The sequence below is a fragment of the Roseomonas indoligenes genome (assembly GCF_017813365.1).
Classification (GTDB): domain Bacteria; phylum Pseudomonadota; class Alphaproteobacteria; order Acetobacterales; family Acetobacteraceae; genus Roseomonas; species Roseomonas indoligenes.
Window position 1 is genome coordinate 277980 of sequence record NZ_JAGIZA010000005.1, and the last position, 16973, is coordinate 294952.

Below are 16973 nucleotides of genomic sequence, written 5' to 3' on the forward strand. Positions count from 1 at the left end.
GGCGGGGATCGCGGGTGGACGGTATTTCGATCGAGGGCCTGGGCAAGGGCTTCGGCGGCACGCGCGTGCTGCGCGGGGTCTCGCTCGCCGTCGCCGCGGGCGAGTTCGTGGCACTGCTCGGCCCATCCGGCTGCGGCAAGTCCACCCTGCTCCGCTGCATCGCCGGGATTGAGCAGCCCGATGCCGGAAGCATCCGGATCGGCGGGCGCGAGGTGACGGGGCTGCGCCCCTCCGGGCGCGACGTCGCCATGGTGTTCCAGTCTTACGCCCTCTACCCGCACCTGACGGTGGAGGAGAACATCGCGGTGCCGCTGGCCATGCGGCGCCTGAACGCGGCGCAGCGCCTGCCCTTCCTCGGCGCCCTGCTCCCCGGTACGCGGGCGGCGCGGGAGTCGATCACGAAGGACGTGCGGCAGGCCGCGGGCGCACTCGGCCTCGGCGCGCTGCTCTCCCGGCGCCCCGGCCAGCTCTCCGGCGGCCAGCGCCAGCGCGTGGCCCTGGCCCGCGCCATCGTCCGCCGCCCCACGGCCTTCCTGATGGACGAACCCCTCTCCAACCTCGACGCCAGTCTGCGCGTGCAGACACGACGGGAAATCGTGGCCATCCACAAGGCCGCCGGCGTCGCCACCGTCTACGTCACCCACGACCAGTCCGAGGCCCTGACCATGGCCGACCGGGTCGCCGTGATGCAGGCCGGCGAGATCCTGCAGATCGCCCCGCCCGCCGAGATTTACGCGAACCCGCAGGACCTGCGCGTGGCCACCTTCATCGGATCGCCGCGCATCAACACCCTGGAGGCGGAAGCGGACTCCGGCGGCGTGCTGCGGGTCGCCGGCCAGGCCGTGGGGATGCGCGTGGCCGGCACCGGCCCCATGACCCTCGCCTTGCGGCCGGAGGATCTTCAGCCCGCGGGCGCCGGCCTGCCCGCGATCATGGAGGGCGTGGAGTTCCTCGGCGAGAGCCTGCTCATCCACCTCCGCCACGCCGCTCTCGGCACTGCCCTGGTCCTGCGCCTCGCCCCTGAGGACCGCGACACCCTTCCGTCGGAGGGCGAGGTCGCCCTGCGCTTCCCGCTCGGCCGCGCCCTCGTTTTCGACGGCGCGGGCAAGCGCGTCGCCGTGCACGCGCTCTCGCCGGAAGCCACCCTTGTCTGAGGCCGTCCTCACGCGCACCACGCCGCGCCTCTCCGCCGGGGAAGCCCTGGCGGGCTGGATGCTGACGGCACCCGCAGCCATCGCCTTCCTGCTGATGCTGCTTGCGCCGACGCTCGCCACGATCGCCCTGGCCTTCACGGACTACGAGCTGGGCGCCCCCGCCCTGAACTGGATCGGCCTGGAGAACTTCGCGGAACTCCTGCAGGACCGCGGCGTCGCCATCGCGCTGCGGAACACGATCCTCTACGTCGCCATCGTCGCGCCCGCCTCGGTGTTGGGCGGGCTCGCCCTCGCCCTGCTGATCGAGGCCGGCACGCGCGGTCGCGCGGCGTTCCGCGCCGTCTTCTTCCTGCCCGTCGTCTCCCTGCCCGTCGCCATGGCCGCCGCCTGGCAATACCTGCTGCACCCCACCATCGGCCCGCTGAACGCCGCCCTGCGCGCAATCGGCATCGCCGGCCCGAACTGGCTCTCCTCCTCCGACACGGTGCTGATCTCCCTCGCCGCCATCGGCGTGTGGGAGAATATCGGCTTTAACCTCGTCCTCTTCCTCGCCGGCCTCACCGCCATCCCGCGGGAGCTCTACGCGGCGGCCGAGGTGGACGGCGCCTCCCGCGCCTGGGACCGCTTCCGCCTCGTCACCTGGCCGCTTCTCGGCCCCACCACCCTTTTCGTCGTCACCATCACCATGACCCGCGCCGTGCGCGTCTTCGACAGCGTGGCGGTGCTGACCCAGGGCGGCCCGAACAAGGCGTCGGAGGTGCTGCTCTACGCCATGTACGAGGAAGGCTTCACCTATTTCCGCCTCGGCTACTCCGCAGCCATCACCCTCGTCTTCCTCGCCATCGTGCTCGCCCTGGTCTGGCTGCAGACCCGCGTGATGGAACGGCGGATCCACTATGTCTGACCGCTCCATCCTCCGCGACCTGCCCCGCCTCGCGCTGCTGACGCTGCTCGGGCTGCTGGTCCTGATGCCCTATATCTGGATGGTCGCCGCCAGCCTGAAGCCGCTGGACGAGATCTTCCGCGCCTCCCTCTCGCTGTTGCCGGAGCGCTTCTACGCCGTGGAGAACTACGGCAAGGTCTTCGCGAAGGTCCCGGTCTGGCGCTATCTCTGGAACGGCGTCGTCGTCTGCGGCGGCATCCTCTTCTTCCAGCTGCTCTTCGCCGTGCCCGCCGGCTACGCGCTGGCCAAGCTGCGCTTCCCCGGCAGCGGCTTCGCCTTCGGGGCGGTGATGCTCGGCCTTCTCGTGCCCTATCACGTGCCGGCGCTGCCGCTCTATGTCGGCTTCAGCCAGCTCGGCCTGCTGAACAGCTACACCGCGCTGATCGCGCCCGCGACCATCTCCGTCTTCGCCATCTTCCTCTTCCGCCAGTTCTTCAAGTCACTGCCGGACGACCTGATTCACGCCGCGCGCATGGACGGGCTGGGCGAAGGGGAGATCGTCTGGCGCATCGTGCTGCCGAATGCCTGGCCCGCCGCCACGGCCTTCGCGATCTTCTCGGTCGTCGCCCACTGGAACGACCTGTTCTGGCCGCTGATCATCGTGAACGGCACGAGCTACGCCACCCCTGCCCTCGGCGTCCTCTACTTCCGCTCCGACGAGGCGGGCGACGATTTCGGCTCCCTCATGGCGGCCGCGGTGCTGATGACCGCGCCCCTCGTCCTTGCCTTCCTGCTGGCCCAGCGCCGCTTCATTGAAGGCATCGCAACCACCGGCCTCAAGGGTTGAGGCCGGCCATGGAGAGACTCATGACGATCACCACCCGCCGCGCGGCGCTCGCCACGCCCGCTGCCATGCTGTTCATGCCGCGCGTGCTGCACGCGCAAGGGCAGACCGAGATCACCGTCCACTACGCCCAGCCCTTCATCTACAAGGAGGCCTACGACGCCATCCTGGCGGCCTTCGCGAAGCGCGAGCCAGGGATCAAGGTGAACTACGTCACCACTCCGAACTACGAGGAGGGCGCGCAGCTCATCCTCCGCCAAGCCGCGACGAATCAGCTTCCGGACCTGTCCTACCAGGGCTTCAACCGCCTGCGCGTCTTCGCGGAGCGCGGCCTTGCCCAGGACCTCGCGCCGCTGCTGAAGGCCGAGGCCGCCGACCCCGCCACCATTGGCTACACGCCGAACCTCCTGGCGCTCGGCCATTTCGGCGGCTTCCAGTCCGGTCTCGCCTTCGCCGCGTCCAACCCCGTCACCTACTACAACGCCGACCTCGTCCGCCGTGCCGGCGGAGACCCCGACAACTTCCCGACGAACTGGGACGACGTGCTGCAGCTCGCCGGGAAAATCGATCGCCTCGGCGACGGCACCGAGGGCATGTGGTTCACCTGGAACGGCGACGACTGGATGTTCTCCGCCCTCCTCTTCGGCCAGGGCGGCCGGATGCTGACGGACGATGAGCGCGACGTCGGCTTCGCCGGCCCCGAGGGCCTGGGCGCGCTGCGCCTGATCGACCGCATGGTGAAGGAGGGCGGGATGCCCAACCTCTCCGCCACCGCGGCCCGCCAGGCCTTCACCGCCGGCAAGCTCGGCATCATCTTCCAGACCACGGCGCTGGTCCGCGGCATGAAGGAGGGCGCGGGGAACAACTTCGTCCTCCGCACCACCGGAATGCCCGTGATCGACCCGGCCAGGGGCCGCCTGCCCACCGGCGGCGCCGCCGGCATGCTGACCGCCAAGGATCCTGCCAAGCGCGACGCCGCCTGGAAATTCCTGCGCTTCTCCACGAGCCCGGAAGGCCAGGCGCTGATGGTCCGCAACACGGGCTACCTGCCCTGCAACCAGATCGCGATCGACGACCCGCAATACCTCGGCAGCTTCTACCGCGAAAATCCGCTTTTCCTCGCGGCCGTGAAGCAGATCCCGATCTCCATCCCCTGGTACGCCTTCCCCGGTACCAATTCCGTGCGCGTGACGCAGACGATGGTGGACAATATCGCCCGCATCGTCGAAGGGCGCGCCACGCCGGAGGAGGTTCAGCGCGACATGGCCGCCGAGGTGCGCCGCCTCCTGCCGCGCCGCTCCTGAAGCGAACGGGCGTCGGCTCCCCCGGCCGACGCCCCCTTCCCCCTCACAAGGACGGCCCCCCATGACCTTTCGCCTCACCCAGATCAGCGATACCCATCTATCCGACCGCGTGCCCGGATTCCGCGCGAATTTCGACCTGCTGGCCGAGCACCTGCGCGCGGCGCGGCCGGACCTCGTCATCAACACCGGCGACATCTCGCTGGACGGGGCCGACCGCGCCGAGGATCTCACCATGGCGCGGGATGCTCATGAGGAGCTGGGGCTGGACTGGCTGGCCGTGCCGGGAAATCACGACATCGGCGACGACCCGCTGCCCGGCTGCCGCCAGCCTGCGAACGCGGAGCGCCTGGCCCGCTGGCGCGCCCATCTCGGCCCCGACACCTTCGTGCGCGACGTGCCTGGCTGGCGCCTGATCGGGCTGGACACCCAGATCACCGCCACCAGCCTACCGGAGGCCGAGGAGCAAATGGAGATGCTGGTGGAGGCGCTGCACGGCACCGGGGGCCGCGCCGTCGCCGTGTTCATGCACAAGCCCTTCTGCCAGGAGAGGATGGACGAGACGGACAACACCTACTGGTGCATCCAGCCCGGCCCGCGCCACCGCATCGTGGACCTCATCCTGCCGCAGCGTCCCGCCTTCATCGCCAACGGCCACGTCCATCAGTGGCGCGACCGCGGCCTCACCGAGGGCCTGCGCCAGATCTGGGGCCCCTCCGCCGCCTTCATCGTGGGCGACGCCTGGCAGGAAACGGTGGGAGAGAAGAGCGTGGGCTTCGTGGAACACCTTCTCCACCCCGACGGGAGCTTCGAGAGCCGCATGATCCCCCTGCCCGGCCTTGTCCGCCACGACATCGGCGCGATGCCGGAGATCTACGGCCCGCAGAAGCGCCTCGCGGCCTGAGAGGCCGAGAGGCGCCCGCATCAGTCCGCATAGACCCCGGCGGCCTGGATAATCGGCCGCCAGCGCGCCACCTCCGCCGCCAGATGCCGCCGGTGCGCCGCGGGGGTCGCCTGCTCCTGCGACGCGACTTCCGTCACCAGCTCCGCGAAGCGCGCCCGCAGCCGCTCCTCGCGCAGCGCGGCCCGGATTGCCTGGGAGAGCCGCTCCACCACCGGCTCCGGCGTGCCGGCGGGCGCGTAGAGCCCGTGCCAGGTGCTCATCGCGATCGTCGGCTCCCCCGCCTCCGCCGTGGTCGGCAGGTTCAGCCCTTCCACCCGGCGATCCAGCGTCACCGCGTAGCTCCTGATGCGGTTGTCGCGGATGAACGGGGTGGTGTTCGTCGCCTGGTCGCAGAACACGTCGATGCGTCCTGCCATCATCTCCGTCAGCACGGGCGCGGAGCCGCGGAAGGCCACGGTGGTGAGGTTCGTCTTCGCCGCATACTGCATCAGCACGCCGCAAAGATGGTTCGCGCCGCCCACGCCGGCATGGGCCAGGTTTAGCCGGTCCCCCTGCCGCTTGATCTCCGCCATCAGGCCCTGGAGGTCGTTCGCCGGGAAATCCGGCCGCGCCACGATCGTCATCGCCGCGTCCGAGACGAGGCCGAGCGGCGCGAAGGACTTCTCCACGTCGTAGGGCAGGTTCCGGTACAGCGTGGCGGAGGTGGCGTGCCCGATATGGTGCGCCAGGATCGTGTAGCCGTCCGGCCGGGCATTCGCCACGCGTGCCGCGGCGATGGTGCCGCCGGCCCCCGTCACGTTCTCCACGACCACGGGCTGGCCGAGATCCTTCGACATGCCCTCCGCGACAAGCCGGTTGATTACATCGGTCGGCCCGCCCGCCGCGAAGGGCACGATCACGGTGATCGCGCGGTTCGGAAAGGCCTGGGCGAGCGCCGGAAATGGCGCCGCGAGCACCCCCGCTCCCACCAGGGCCAGGGCCAGGGCCGTGGCTAGCACGGGACGCCGGGAACTCTTGGACATGCTTTCCTCCGTTTCTTTTCTGCAAGCATCCTGCACCCGGCCGGGCGCCCCGTCAGCCCCGGGGCGCCCGGCGGGCCCTCACGCTGCCGGCATGTTCGCGCCCTCGATCGCGGCGATCACCGCCCGCGTCACCGTCTCCGTATCCGCCGTGCCGCCCAGATCGGCCGTGAACACCCCGTCGGCGCAGACGCGCTCCACCGCCGCGATCAGCGCCTTTGCCGCGGCCGGCTCGCCGAGCTGCTCCAGCATCATCGCGCCGGTCCAGAAGGTGGCGACAGGATTGGCGATCCCCTTGCCCATGATGTCGAAGGCGGAGCCATGGATCGGCTCGAACATGGAGGGCGCGCGGCGCGACGGATCGAGATTCGCCGTCGGTGCCACGCCGAGCGATCCCGCGACGGCACCGGCCAGGTCTGAGAGGATGTCGGCGTGCAGGTTCGTCGCCACCACCGTGTCGATGCTGGCGGGCTTGCGGACCATGCGCGCGGCCATGGCGTCCACCAGCTCCTTCTCCCAGGTCACGTCCGGGTAGTCCTTCGCCACCAGCGCCGCGATGTCGTCCCACATGACCATGCCGTGGCGCTGGGCGTTGGACTTCGTCACCACCGTCAGCAGCTTGCGCGGGCGGCCACGCGCGATGTCGAAGGCCACGCGCATGATCCGCTCCACCCCCGCACGGGTGAAGATCGCGGTCTCCGTGGCCACCTCCTCGGGATGTCCACGATGGGCGCGGCCGCCATGCCCGGCGTATTCGCCCTCGGAATTCTCCCGCACGATCACCCAGTCGATGTCGCCCGGCTCCACCGCGCGAAGCGGGCTCGTCAGCCCCGGCAGCACCCGTGTCGGGCGGATATTCGCGTACTGGTCGAAGCCCTGGCAGATCTTCAGCCGCAGTCCCCAGAGGGTGATGCTGTCCGGCAGGTCCGGGTCGCCCACCGCGCCGAAATAGATCGCGTCGAAGCCGCGCAGCGTCTCCAGCCCGTCCTCCGGCATCATCTCGCCCTTGGCGCGGTAGTAGTCGCTGCCCCATGGCAGCGTCTCGACCTCGAGGGAGAAGCCGCCGTCGCGCTCCGCCAGAGCCTCCAGGACCCGCAGGCCGGCGGGAATGACCTCCTTGCCGATCCCGTCCGCGGGAATGGCGGCGATCCGATGCACGCGCTTGCTCACGACAAAATCCTTCGCTGTTGGAAAAGGCGGCGCCGGCTGGCATCCAGCGCCGGATGAATCAGGATCAGGGCGCGCGCCCCAGCCTCGCCGAGTCCGCCTACCGCGCCCTGCGCGCACGGCTGCTGGACCTGAGCCTCGCCCCCGGCGACGAGGCCACGGAGGGGGACCTCGCCACGGGCCTCGGCATGAGCCGCACCCCCGTGCACGAGGCCGTCCTGCGCCTGCAGTCCGAGGGCTTCCTGTCCGTGCGCCCGCGGCGCGGCCTGCGCGTGCTGCCCATCGACCCCGCCGGGATGGCAGAGACCTACGAGGTGCTGATCGCGCTGGAGGGCGCCGCCGCCGCGCGCCTGGCCGCCAACCCGAACCCGGATGCCGCCGCCGCCATGGCCGGCGCCACCGCCTCCATGCGCGACGCCCTCGCGGCCGGGGACCGCCGCGCCTGGGCCGCCGCCGACGATGCCTTCCACCGCGCCCTGCTCCGGGGCTGCGGCAACGCCCGCCTGGCCCGGCTGGCGCAGGAGGCGGCGGACCTCGCCCAGCGCGCCCGGCTCGCCACCGCAGCCCTGCGCCCCGAACCCACGGGTTCCGCCGACGAGCACGCCCGCATCCTGAAGGCACTGGAAAGCGGCGACCCGGAGGCCGCCCGCGCCGCCCTCGCCGCGCACCGCCAGCGCGCGAGCGCGGAGATCCTCCGCACGCTCGCCCTGCCCCTCATGCGCCTTGGCGGCTCCTGACGGCATGGCCCGTCCTCCCTGGCCCGTTCTTCCATACCACCATCCATACCACAAGCCTCTTGCCGCGCCCGCGCCCACCGCCATGATGCGCCGCGCCGGGGAGGAACGATTTTGACCGAGTGGAACGACAGCCGAGCCCGCGACGCCCTGCGCCGCCTCTTCGACGTTGCCGTCCGCAGCGCCGATCCCCGCGCCATCCTGAAGGATCACCTGCCGGAGCGCCCGAAGGGCCGCGTGGTGGTGGTCGGCGCAGGCAAGTCCGCCGCCGTGATGGCCGCCGCCCTGGAGAATGCCTGGCCCGAGGTTCCCATGACCGGCCTCGTCGTCACCCGCTACGACCACGCCGTCCCGACCCGCCATGTCGAGGTGGTCGAGGCGTCCCACCCCGTCCCCGACGCCGCCGGCGAGGCCGCGGCCCGACGCATCCTCGAGGCCGTCGATGGCCTGACGGGGGACGACCTCGTTCTCGCCCTCATCTCGGGGGGTGGCTCCGCCCTCATGCCGCTCGCCGCCCCGGGCCTGACCCTGGCGGACAAGCAGGCGGTCAACCGTGCCCTGCTGGCCTGCGGCGCGACCATTAACGAGATGAACGTGGTCCGCCGCCACCTCTCCGCGATCAAGGGCGGCCGGTTGGCGGCGGCCGCCTACCCCGCGCGCATTGTCACCCTCGCCATCTCCGACGTGCCCGGTGACGACCCCGCCGCCATCGCCTCCGGCCCCACCGTGCCGGACCCCAGCTCCTTCGAGGACGCGCGCCGCATCGTCGCCCGCTACGGCATCGACCTCCCCGCCCCCGTCCGCGCCCATCTGGATGCGGCGGCGGAGGAAACGCCGAAGCCCGGCGATCCACGCCTGGCTCGCGCCGAGTACCACCTCATCGCCACCCCTCTCATGGCGCTGCGCGCCGCGGCGAAGGAGGCCGAAGCCATGGGCCTCGCCCCCCTGATCCTCGGTGACGCGCTGGAGGGAGAGGCGCGGGAGGCCGGAACCCTGCTTGCCGGCATCGCCCGGTCCGTCGCTGCCCACGGCCAGCCGGTCGCCCGTCCCGCCGTCCTGCTCTCCGGCGGGGAAACCACCGTCACACTTGGCGGTGCCAAGGGGGCTGGTGGCCGCAACGGCGAGTGCCTCCTCGGCCTCGCCGCCGCGCTCGCCGGTCACCCCGGGGTCTGGGCCTTGATGGGCGATACGGACGGGATCGACGGCTCCATGGACAATGCCGGCGCAGTTGCAGCCCCCGATACCCTTGCCCGCAGCCGCGCATCGGGCCAGGACCCGATCGCCGCCCTGCACGCCCATCGCAGCCACGATGTGTTCCTGGCCCTCGGCGACCTTGTCACCACCGGCCCGACGCTGACCAACGTCAACGACTTCCGGGCCATCATCATAGCTTAATAAATATAAGGCCTTTGCCCCTCGCATAAGTAACTTAGGGCGCCTAACTTGGCGCCATGCGCGACAAGCTCCTTGAAGACCTTCTCGCCCGCCGTGGCGCCGTGACCCGGATCGCCAGCGGGCTCGGCATCTCCACCGCTGCTGTCTCCCAGTGGCGCCGCGTCCCCCCGGAGCGCGTGGAGGAGGTGGCCCGGATCATGGAGGTCCCGCCCGATACCCTCCGCCGTCCCGTCTTCGAACAGACAGGAGGTCCCCGCTTGGCCAGCCGCATCCCCATCCGTCGCCGCCGCCGCACGAAGCTGATCGCCACCCTCGGCCCGGCCAGCGCCGACCCGCAGGTGATCGAGCGCCTGTTCCGCGCCGGCGCCGATGTCTTCCGCCTCAATTTTTCCCACGGCACTCACGAGGACCACGCCGCCCGCATCGCCACCATCCGCGAGATCGAGCGCCGCACCGGCCGCCCGATCGGAATCCTGGCAGATGTGCAGGGCCCGAAGCTCCGCGTCGGCAAGTTCGGCGGCGGCCGGGTCCAGCTCCAGCAGGGCCAGCCCTTCCGCCTGGACCTCTCCCCCGTCCCGGGCGACGTGCGCCGCGTCCAGCTCCCCCATCCCGAAATCATTGCCGCCGCCCGGATCGGCACCAGCCTGCTGCTGGACGATGGCAAGCTCCGCCTCGGCGTCGTCCGTCAGCGCGACGACCACCTGGAGACCGAGGTCCTCGTCGGCGGCCCCCTGTCCGACCGCAAGGGCGTGAACGTGCCCGACGTCGTGCTGCCCATCCCCGCCCTGACGGAGAAGGACCGCGCCGACCTCGACTTCGTGCTGGAGCAGGGCGTGGAGTTCATCGGCCTCTCCTTCGTCCAGCGCCCGGAGGATGTTGCGGAGGCCAAGGCCATCGCGAACGGCCGCGCCTGGATCATGGTGAAGATGGAGAAGCCCCAGGCGGTGGAGCGGATGGACGACATCCTCGATCTTGCGGATGCCGTGATGGTCGCCCGCGGCGACCTCGGCGTGGAATGCCCGCCGGAGGAGGTGCCGCTGATCCAGAAGCGCATCGTCCGCGCCGCCCGCACCCGCGGCCTGCCCGTGGTGGTCGCCACCCAGATGCTGGAGAGCATGATCTCCGCCCCCACCCCGACCCGCGCGGAAGCCTCCGACGTGGCCACCGCCGTCTTCGACGGCGCGGACGCCGTGATGCTCTCCGCCGAGACCGCCGCCGGCCAGTACCCCTACGAGGCGGTGAACATCATGGACCGCATCGTTGCCCGGACGGAGCAGGATCCGGGCTGGCGCGCCATCACCGACAACAACCGGCCGGAGCCGCGTCACACCTCCTCCGACGCCATCGCCGCCGCCGCCCGCCAGGTGGCGAGCACGATCGAGGCGGAGGCGATCGGCGCCTTCACCTCCACCGGCTCCACCGTGCTGCGCGTGGCCCGCGAACGCCCCGCCGCCCCGATCATCGGCATGACGGCGAATGAGCGGACGGTCCGCCGCCTCGCCCTCGTCTGGGGCGTGCACCCCGTGCTGAGCAAGGAGCCGGCGAGCATGACGGACATGGTCGCCAAGGGCCTTCGCGCCGCGGCATCCGAAGGATTCGCGACCTCCGGCGACGAGGTGGTGGTGGTGGCCGGCGTCCCCTTCGGCACCCCCGGCACGACCAACGCGCTGCGCGTCGCAATCGTGGAGTAGCCGGCGCCCCATTCACAGACCGGTCAGCCCGGTCGAGAATAGGCCACCGGCACCAGCATGACCGGCGCCAGCACCATTGGCCGGAGACGAGGACGACGATGAAGCGCACCATGATGGCCGCCCTGGCGGCCGCCGGCCTGTTCCTCGCCGCGGCGCCCGCCCAGGCCCAGCGCAATGGCCTCTACGAGGTGAACGGCGTCAGCGCGGATGGCATCACCTACGGCGGAACCATGATGATGCAGCAGGTCGGCCTCGCCTCCTGGCGCGTCATCTGGCAAGTCGGCGAGGCGCGGTTCGAGGGATACGGCATGTCCGCCGGCCCGAGCTTCGCCATCGGCTTCACGGTGGGGGAACGCCCGGGCATGGCGATCTTCCAGCGCGCGGATGACGGCAGCCTGACCGGCCAGTGGACCATCGTCGGCAGCGCCGGCATTGGCACGGAAACGCTGATCCCCCGCGACCGCCCCGCCGGCCAGCCCGGCCCCGCCACGGCGCGCGACCGCCCTGCCGCACCGGTACCGGCACCTGCTCCTGCCCAGGCACCGGCCGCGTCAGCCAACCCCGACACGCCCCGCTAACGCTCCCGGCGGCCGCCACGCGCCGTGCCGGCTGCCCTCCTCCCGCTCGCCGTCGCGGCCCTCGGCTGGGCGGTGCTGCTCGCGGCCGGGCCGCGCGCCGGGCTGGCAGCCTACCCGCTCGCGCCGCTGCTCTACTTCCTGTCCTGGGTCGGCCTCGGCCTCGCGCCGGGGTGGAGGGTGGCGGTCGCGACGGTTCTCGTCTCGGCCCTCCTCCTCGTGGTGATCCCGGCGGCGTTCCAGGTCGGGCTGATCCTGGGAACGGTGCTCATCTGGGTGGCGGCCGGCGCGCTCGTCCTGCTCGACGACATTGCTCCCGCCATCTCCCGTCTCGGGGGTCCCGCCCTGCCCTGGGTCTGGATCGGCCCGTCCGCCTTCCTCGCGGGCGCCGTTCTCGCCCATATCGCCCTCGCCATCCGGAACTGGGCGGAACGGTCGCCGGTCCTCGCCCGACGCGGCACTGCCCTCTGCGGTGCCGTGGCCGCCTTCGCCGTCGCCTACGCGGTGACCATCCGCCTGAGCGGAGCAGCCGAGGCACCCCTACCCTTCGCGGTCCTCCTCGTGGGCTTCGCCCCGCACGCCCTGCTCACCCGCCGGGCCGGCACGCCGGGGCCGCTCCGCCTGCTTCTCGTCGCCGCCCTCGTCGTTGCCCTGCCGGCCCTGCTCCTCACCTGCCCCCCCGCGACGACGCCCTCCATTCCCGTGACCGGGGACGGACGGATGACCTGAGCCGCGGCCCGGCGCGACCGGCAGGCTTCACTCCATTTCGGGAAAGCCGGCCGGCGCCCGGTCGTCACCCTTCCAGGAAGACCCGCCAGAGCGCGACCAGCAGCGCCGCCACCGTCCCCAGCACCGTCACCCAGAGCAGCACGCGCACCGCCATCAGCCGGGTTGCACCGCGCCGCTCCTCCTCGGTCCAGAACTCCTTCGGGGCCTGGGTGTCCCAGGGCGCCTTCTCGATCCCCGAGAACCGGTTCACCGCAGCCTCGCGCGGCTGGCGGGCGGCCTTCCTGCGGAACGCATTGTCACGGATCGAATGCCGCTGCACGCGCCCTGAACTCCCTGCCGCACTTCCTGTCTCACGCATCATCAACATTCGCGCCGGGCGCACAATCCACCGCTGCGTGAGACCGCAGCGCAGCACGCGGTCCTATCCCGCCGCGTCACTCTCCCGCGCCAGCAGCGCCGCCTTGCGCGCCAGGCCCCAGCGATAGCCGCGCAGCGACCCGTCCCGCCCCACCACGCGATGGCAGGGCACGGCCAGCGCAACGCCGTTCCCGGCGCAGGCCCGCGCCACCGCCCGCGCACCGCGCGGCAGGCCAAGGTCCCCCGCCAGCGCCGCATAATCCGTGGTGGTCCCGGGTGGGATGGCCTGCAGCGCCTCCCAGACCCGCCGCTGGAAGGCGGTGCCGCGCAGGTCCAGCGGCAGATCCAGCGCGCCGCGCGGCTCCTCCACCCAGCCCAACACCCGCGCCACCGCGGCCCGCGCCGGCTCGTCCGCCGCCTCGATCCGCGCCCGCGGGAAGCGCGCGACAAGGGAGGCGCGCAGCACCGCTTCGTCGTCGCCCAACTCGATGGCGCAGACGCCGCGCCCGGCCATGCCCACCATCACCAGCCCCAGCGGCCCGGTGCCGAAGGCCACCCGGATCACCTCCCCGGCACCGCCGCGCCGCGCCGCGCCGGGGGTCATGCCGAGCATCCGCGCCCCGTCCTCATAGACCCGGCTCTCGCTGCCGATCCCCGCTTCCGCCACCGCATCCGCCACGCGGCCGCCTGAGGCCAGCGCCTCGCCCAGCCGCCGCGCCCGCAGCGCCGCCGCAAAGGCGTGGGGCGTGACCCCAGCGACCTCCCGGAACAGGCGCAGGAAATGGTGACGCGCATAGCCTGCCCGTTCCGCCAGAGCGGCAAGGGAGGGGACGGGATCCCCCCCCTCCACCGCCGCTTCGATCGCCGCGCAGGCCCCGCGCACGGCCGCCGCGTGAATCGCCGCCCGCTCCCCGGCCGGGTCACACCGCAGGCAGGGCCGAAAGCCCGACTTCCCCGCTTCGGCGACGCTGGAGAAGAACCGCGCATGCCGCCGCAGCGGCGGCCGGGCCGGGCAGCCGAAGCGGCAGACCACCCCCTGGGTGGTCACGCCGTAGAACTGCCCGGGCAAGGGCTCCCGTCGCAGCAGCGCCTGCCACAGTGCCTCGTCATCCCAGGTGTTGGGGCGGGTGGTGTCGGGGATCAGCTCGGCTGTGTCGCGCATGGCCACCTTCTCCCCCGCCCAGGTCCGAGCCGGCCATCCGGCCGTTGCGCCGGAATGGCGCTTCGGGCCGCGTCGCTTCTAGGTCGCGTCGCCCCGGGCCCGCCGCACCAGTTCCCGCCGCCGCGCCGCGCCGCCCGGCAGGCGCGGGTTGATCTTCAGCGCCGCGTCGAGGCTCCGCAACGCCCCGGACAGGTCCGCCGCATCCTCCTGGATGTCCGAGAGGGCGAGCAGCGCCCCGAAATGCCGGGGCTCCAGCCGCAGCGCTTCCCGCAGGTCGGACACGGCCGCCTGCCGCTCCCCGGCAGCCGCCTGGGCCTGGGCCCGCAGGATCCAGGATTCCGGAAAGTCCGGCTGCAGCGTGATGGCCGCGTCCAGGTCCTCCACGGCCTCCCCGGGCTGGTTCGCCTCCATCGCCCGCAGCCCCTTACGCAGCAGCAGCCCCACCGCCGGCGTGCCGCCCTCGGCCCAGAGGGACTGAATCCGCGCCTGCAGGGGCGCCGCGACCTCCTCGCTCGGCGCCTGCGGTAGGGCGTCCAGCAACCGGTCCAGCTCTGCCCGCCGCGCCTCCGCCGCACCGGGCTTCGGCACGGGCACGGCCAGCGGCGGCACCGCCGGCCCCACCCCCGCCCCGCCACCCGGCACGGGAAGAACCTGCGCCGAAGCCCCTGCCGAGAGCAGCAGCCCTGCCATCACCGCCCAGCGCCTCATCCGCCCTCTCCCGCAGCGATCACGCGCCGAAGATGGGGCCGCCCGCCCGGTCCCGCCAACCCTCAGGCCACGGACGACGCTTCCGCGGGTGCATTCACCGCCCCGCGCAGCCCCGCCACGGCCGCCGGCGCCGGCCCGCCCGCCATCCAATCCAGCAGCTCCACCGTATGCGCCACCGGCATCCCGCCGCCGAGCTGCGTCAGGCAGCCGATATTGCCGGAGGCGATGAGCTCCGCCCCGGTGGCGGCCAGATGGTCCAGCTTGCGCTCGCGCAGCCGCCCCGCGATCTCCGGCTGCAGGATGTTGTAGGTGCCCGCGCTGCCGCAGCAGAGATGCGCCTCCGCCGGCACTCGCACGTCGAACCCCGCCCGCTCCAGCAGCGCCTTCGGCACGCCCGTGATCCGCTGTCCGTGCTGCAATGAGCAGGCGGCGTGGTAGGCCACCGCGATCCCCGGCCTCTCCCGCGTGGGGGCGTAGCGAAAGGCCTCCAGCACCTCGGACACGTCCTTCGCCAGCTCCGCCACCAGCGCCGCCTTGTCGCGCAATGCCGGCTCGGCCTCGCGGAACATGTGGCCGTAATCCTTCACCGTGGTGCCGCAGCCCGAGGCGTTCACGACGATCGCGTCCAGCCCTTCCCCGCGCGCCTCGGCCGCCCAGGCCTCGATGTTGCGCCGGGCCTGGGCGTGGGAGGAACCCTGCCGTCCCATGTGATGCGTCAGCGCGCCGCAGCAGCCCTGCCCGGCCGTCACAACCACCTCGATCCCCATCCGCGTCAGCAGGCGGATCGTCGCCTCGTTGATGGAGGGCGCCAGCACCGTCTGCGCGCAGCCCGTCAGCAGCGCCACGCGCCCGCGCCGCGGTCCCTGCGCGCGGTGCACGGTGGGCTTCGCGGATTCCCCGGGCTCCGGCACGGCCTCCGGCGCCAGGTCCAGCATTGCCCGCAACCGCCTGGCCGTCATGGAGGTCCCGCCGAACAGCCCGCGCAGCGGCCGCGCCAGCCGGGCCCCGGCCAGCGCCGCGCGAAACAGCCGGGGACGCGGCAGGACCAGCGCCAGCACGGCGCGGATCGCCCGCTCCATCAGCGGCCGGCTGTAGGTCTTCTCGATATGGCTCCGCGCGTGGTCCACCAGGTGCATGTAGTTCACGCCGCTCGGGCAGGTCGTCATGCAGGACAGGCAGGAAAGGCAGCGGTCCACGTGCCGCACCTCCTCCTCACGCGCCGCGCGGCCGGATTCCAGCATGTCCTTGATGAGGTAGATGCGCCCGCGCGGGCTATCCAGCTCGTCGCCCAGCAGCACGAAGGTCGGGCAGGTCGCCGTGCAGAAGCCGCAATGCACGCAGGTCCGCAGGATGCCGTTCGACTCCCGGATATCGGGATCCGCGAGTTGCGCCGCCGTGAACTCGGTCTTCATCCGTTTCCCCGCCCGACAAAATATTACGGGCGCAACTGGCGCCCCGCACACCCCGTTCTACCCACACTAGAACAGAACCGGCCCAACCCCCAAGAACCGGGCCCCGAACACCAGGATCAACGCAAGACCATGCCCACGATCCCCCTCCAGGACGCCCGTCCCGCGCAGCCGGATCCGGAGCGCCTCGGCCCCGTCGAAGCCCGCCGGCAGTCCGTGCTGCTGGCCACGCCGGGCCGGACTGGCGGCCGCTACCCCGGCGATGGCGGCCGCTCCCTTCCCGTGGGCGGCGGCCTCAACCTGCGTCATGCCGGTCGCCAGGCCCCCTGGCGACAGGAAGAGCGCTGAACCGCCGCCCTGCCCGGAGCAGGGCACAAGCCCGCGGACAAACGCATTCTCCGCTACTCCCGGCAATCCAGGTTAGCGGCTCCACCCGCCATTTCCGGTGATCCTCCGCCGTCCGGTCCAGCGGCGCAGGTTCTGCCCGCCGCGTCCGACATCGCTCTCGTCCCCGCGGAGGATCGCAATGCGCTTCATACCAACCCGTGTGCACGGCATCACGGACTACCTCGCCGGCATCGTCCTGTTTGGCGCGCCCTGGGTTCTCGGCTTCACCGACAATGCCGCCGCGCACTGGACACTTTCCGGCGCCGGCCTGCTCCTCATCATCAGCGCCCTGATGACGGATTTCGAGGTCGGCCTCGTCGGTATGATCCCGATGCCGCTGCATCTCGGCCTGGATCTCGTCGTCGGCGTCCTGCTGGTGGCCTCGCCCTGGCTCCTTGGCTTCTCAGACCGGGTCTGGCTACCGCACGTCATCTTCGGCGCCTTCGAGATCGTCGCGAGCCTGACCACCCGGACGCAGCCCCGCGAGTCACTTCAATCGCCGGCCATGCAAACACGGCCCCGTGCCTGACGGGTGGCGCCTGGTCGGCGCCCCC

General features: G+C 72.0%; 18 protein-coding genes. 12 read left to right on the forward strand and 6 right to left on the reverse strand.

Annotated features, from left to right (window positions below; all coding sequences use genetic code 11):
• The first annotated feature begins 14 nt into the window (after nucleotides 1-14).
• The 5 genes from J5Y10_RS10975 (at nucleotide 15) to J5Y10_RS10995 (ending at nucleotide 5086) form a co-directional block, all read left to right on the forward strand.
• Nucleotides 15-1154, forward strand: a complete 1140-nt coding sequence (locus J5Y10_RS10975; protein ID WP_209373476.1) for an ABC transporter ATP-binding protein — start codon at nucleotides 15-17, stop codon at nucleotides 1152-1154.
• Complete coding sequence (locus tag J5Y10_RS10980; RefSeq protein WP_245214544.1) at nucleotides 1147-2058, forward strand: carbohydrate ABC transporter permease; 912 nt, start codon at nucleotides 1147-1149, stop codon at nucleotides 2056-2058. Before J5Y10_RS10975 ends, J5Y10_RS10980 begins: the two co-directional genes overlap by 8 nt.
• The gene (locus tag J5Y10_RS10985) at nucleotides 2051-2884 is read left to right on the forward strand and encodes a carbohydrate ABC transporter permease (protein ID WP_209373478.1); all 834 of its coding nucleotides are present in this window, start codon (nucleotides 2051-2053) and stop codon (nucleotides 2882-2884) included. The genes J5Y10_RS10980 and J5Y10_RS10985 overlap by 8 nt, the downstream gene beginning before the upstream one ends.
• 20 nt (nucleotides 2885-2904) lie before the next feature.
• Nucleotides 2905-4185, forward strand: a complete 1281-nt coding sequence (locus J5Y10_RS10990; protein WP_209373480.1) for an ABC transporter substrate-binding protein — start codon at nucleotides 2905-2907, stop codon at nucleotides 4183-4185.
• Between the two features lie 61 nt (nucleotides 4186-4246).
• Nucleotides 4247-5086 (forward strand): metallophosphoesterase family protein, encoded by an 840-nt coding sequence (locus J5Y10_RS10995; protein ID WP_209373482.1) that lies wholly within the window; start codon nucleotides 4247-4249, stop codon nucleotides 5084-5086.
• A 20-nt stretch (nucleotides 5087-5106) separates the two neighbouring features.
• Here J5Y10_RS10995 and J5Y10_RS11000 read toward each other — a convergent pair whose 3' ends face one another.
• On the reverse strand, nucleotides 5107-6108 hold the full coding sequence (locus J5Y10_RS11000) for a tripartite tricarboxylate transporter substrate-binding protein (protein WP_209373484.1): 1002 nt from the start codon (nucleotides 6106-6108) through the stop codon (nucleotides 5107-5109).
• Between the two features lie 78 nt (nucleotides 6109-6186).
• Nucleotides 6187-7275 (reverse strand): tartrate dehydrogenase, encoded by a 1089-nt coding sequence (locus J5Y10_RS11005; protein ID WP_209373487.1) that lies wholly within the window; start codon nucleotides 7273-7275, stop codon nucleotides 6187-6189.
• A gap of 53 nt (nucleotides 7276-7328) precedes the next feature.
• Between J5Y10_RS11005 and J5Y10_RS11010 the strand changes: the two genes are divergently transcribed.
• The 5 genes from J5Y10_RS11010 to J5Y10_RS11030 all read left to right on the forward strand — a co-directional run bounded on the left by J5Y10_RS11010 (nucleotide 7329) and on the right by J5Y10_RS11030 (nucleotide 12396).
• Entirely contained in the window at nucleotides 7329-8009 is a 681-nt protein-coding gene (locus J5Y10_RS11010) for a GntR family transcriptional regulator (RefSeq protein WP_209373488.1), read from the forward strand.
• A 111-nt stretch (nucleotides 8010-8120) separates the two neighbouring features.
• Nucleotides 8121-9401 carry a glycerate kinase type-2 family protein gene (locus tag J5Y10_RS11015; protein ID WP_209373489.1) on the forward strand — a complete coding sequence of 427 codons (1281 nt, stop codon included), beginning with the start codon at nucleotides 8121-8123 and terminating at the stop codon, nucleotides 9399-9401.
• A 257-nt stretch (nucleotides 9402-9658) separates the two neighbouring features.
• Nucleotides 9659-11092, forward strand: coding sequence for a pyruvate kinase (pyk, locus tag J5Y10_RS11020; protein WP_245214594.1), 1434 nt, complete (start codon nucleotides 9659-9661; stop codon nucleotides 11090-11092).
• A gap of 98 nt (nucleotides 11093-11190) precedes the next feature.
• A complete protein-coding gene (locus J5Y10_RS11025) occupies nucleotides 11191-11670 on the forward strand; it encodes a hypothetical protein (protein ID WP_209373490.1) in 480 nt (159 codons plus the stop codon).
• 24 nt (nucleotides 11671-11694) lie between these two features.
• Nucleotides 11695-12396: a hypothetical protein gene (locus J5Y10_RS11030; protein WP_209373491.1), complete on the forward strand. Its 702-nt coding sequence runs from the start codon at nucleotides 11695-11697 to the stop codon at nucleotides 12394-12396.
• Between the two features lie 64 nt (nucleotides 12397-12460).
• On the opposite strand, the gene J5Y10_RS11035 is transcribed toward J5Y10_RS11030, so the two are convergent.
• The 4 genes from J5Y10_RS11035 to glcF form a co-directional block, all read right to left on the reverse strand.
• Complete coding sequence (locus J5Y10_RS11035; protein ID WP_209373493.1) at nucleotides 12461-12715, reverse strand: hypothetical protein; 255 nt, start codon at nucleotides 12713-12715, stop codon at nucleotides 12461-12463.
• A gap of 102 nt (nucleotides 12716-12817) precedes the next feature.
• Nucleotides 12818-13915, reverse strand: a complete 1098-nt coding sequence (locus tag J5Y10_RS11040) for a methylated-DNA--[protein]-cysteine S-methyltransferase (RefSeq protein ID WP_209373496.1) — start codon at nucleotides 13913-13915, stop codon at nucleotides 12818-12820.
• Between the two features lie 78 nt (nucleotides 13916-13993).
• Nucleotides 13994-14623, reverse strand: a complete 630-nt coding sequence (locus tag J5Y10_RS11045; RefSeq protein ID WP_209373498.1) for a tetratricopeptide repeat protein — start codon at nucleotides 14621-14623, stop codon at nucleotides 13994-13996.
• 62 nt (nucleotides 14624-14685) lie between these two features.
• Nucleotides 14686-16035, reverse strand: coding sequence for a glycolate oxidase subunit GlcF (glcF, locus tag J5Y10_RS11050; RefSeq protein WP_209373500.1), 1350 nt, complete (start codon nucleotides 16033-16035; stop codon nucleotides 14686-14688).
• A gap of 129 nt (nucleotides 16036-16164) precedes the next feature.
• Here glcF and J5Y10_RS11055 point away from each other — a divergent pair, with 129 nt between their 5' ends.
• Nucleotides 16165-16380 (forward strand): hypothetical protein, encoded by a 216-nt coding sequence (locus J5Y10_RS11055; protein WP_209373501.1) that lies wholly within the window; start codon nucleotides 16165-16167, stop codon nucleotides 16378-16380.
• 178 nt (nucleotides 16381-16558) lie between these two features.
• Nucleotides 16559-16948, forward strand: a complete 390-nt coding sequence (locus tag J5Y10_RS11060) for an SPW repeat domain-containing protein (protein ID WP_209373502.1) — start codon at nucleotides 16559-16561, stop codon at nucleotides 16946-16948.
• Nucleotides 16949-16973: the final 25 nt, after the last annotated feature.

What these genes read in the sequence shown, in the direction of transcription:
- J5Y10_RS11045 (WP_209373498.1), bottom strand. Translation starts at nt 14,623, where the DNA reads ATGAGGCGCTGGGCGGTGATGGCAGGGCTGCTGCTCTCGGCAGGGGCT.
- J5Y10_RS11010 (WP_209373488.1), top strand. Translation starts at nt 7,329, where the DNA reads ATGAATCAGGATCAGGGCGCGCGCCCCAGCCTCGCCGAGTCCGCCTAC.
- J5Y10_RS11000 (WP_209373484.1), bottom strand. Translation starts at nt 6,108, where the DNA reads ATGTCCAAGAGTTCCCGGCGTCCCGTGCTAGCCACGGCCCTGGCCCTG.
- J5Y10_RS11055 (WP_209373501.1), top strand. Translation starts at nt 16,165, where the DNA reads ATGCCCACGATCCCCCTCCAGGACGCCCGTCCCGCGCAGCCGGATCCG.
- J5Y10_RS11040 (WP_209373496.1), bottom strand. Translation starts at nt 13,915, where the DNA reads ATGCGCGACACAGCCGAGCTGATCCCCGACACCACCCGCCCCAACACC.
- J5Y10_RS10985 (WP_209373478.1), top strand. Translation starts at nt 2,051, where the DNA reads ATGTCTGACCGCTCCATCCTCCGCGACCTGCCCCGCCTCGCGCTGCTG.
- J5Y10_RS11060 (WP_209373502.1), top strand. Translation starts at nt 16,559, where the DNA reads ATGCGCTTCATACCAACCCGTGTGCACGGCATCACGGACTACCTCGCC.
- J5Y10_RS10990 (WP_209373480.1), top strand. Translation starts at nt 2,905, where the DNA reads ATGACGATCACCACCCGCCGCGCGGCGCTCGCCACGCCCGCTGCCATG.
- glcF (WP_209373500.1), bottom strand. Translation starts at nt 16,035, where the DNA reads ATGAAGACCGAGTTCACGGCGGCGCAACTCGCGGATCCCGATATCCGG.
- J5Y10_RS10995 (WP_209373482.1), top strand. Translation starts at nt 4,247, where the DNA reads ATGACCTTTCGCCTCACCCAGATCAGCGATACCCATCTATCCGACCGC.
- J5Y10_RS11025 (WP_209373490.1), top strand. Translation starts at nt 11,191, where the DNA reads ATGAAGCGCACCATGATGGCCGCCCTGGCGGCCGCCGGCCTGTTCCTC.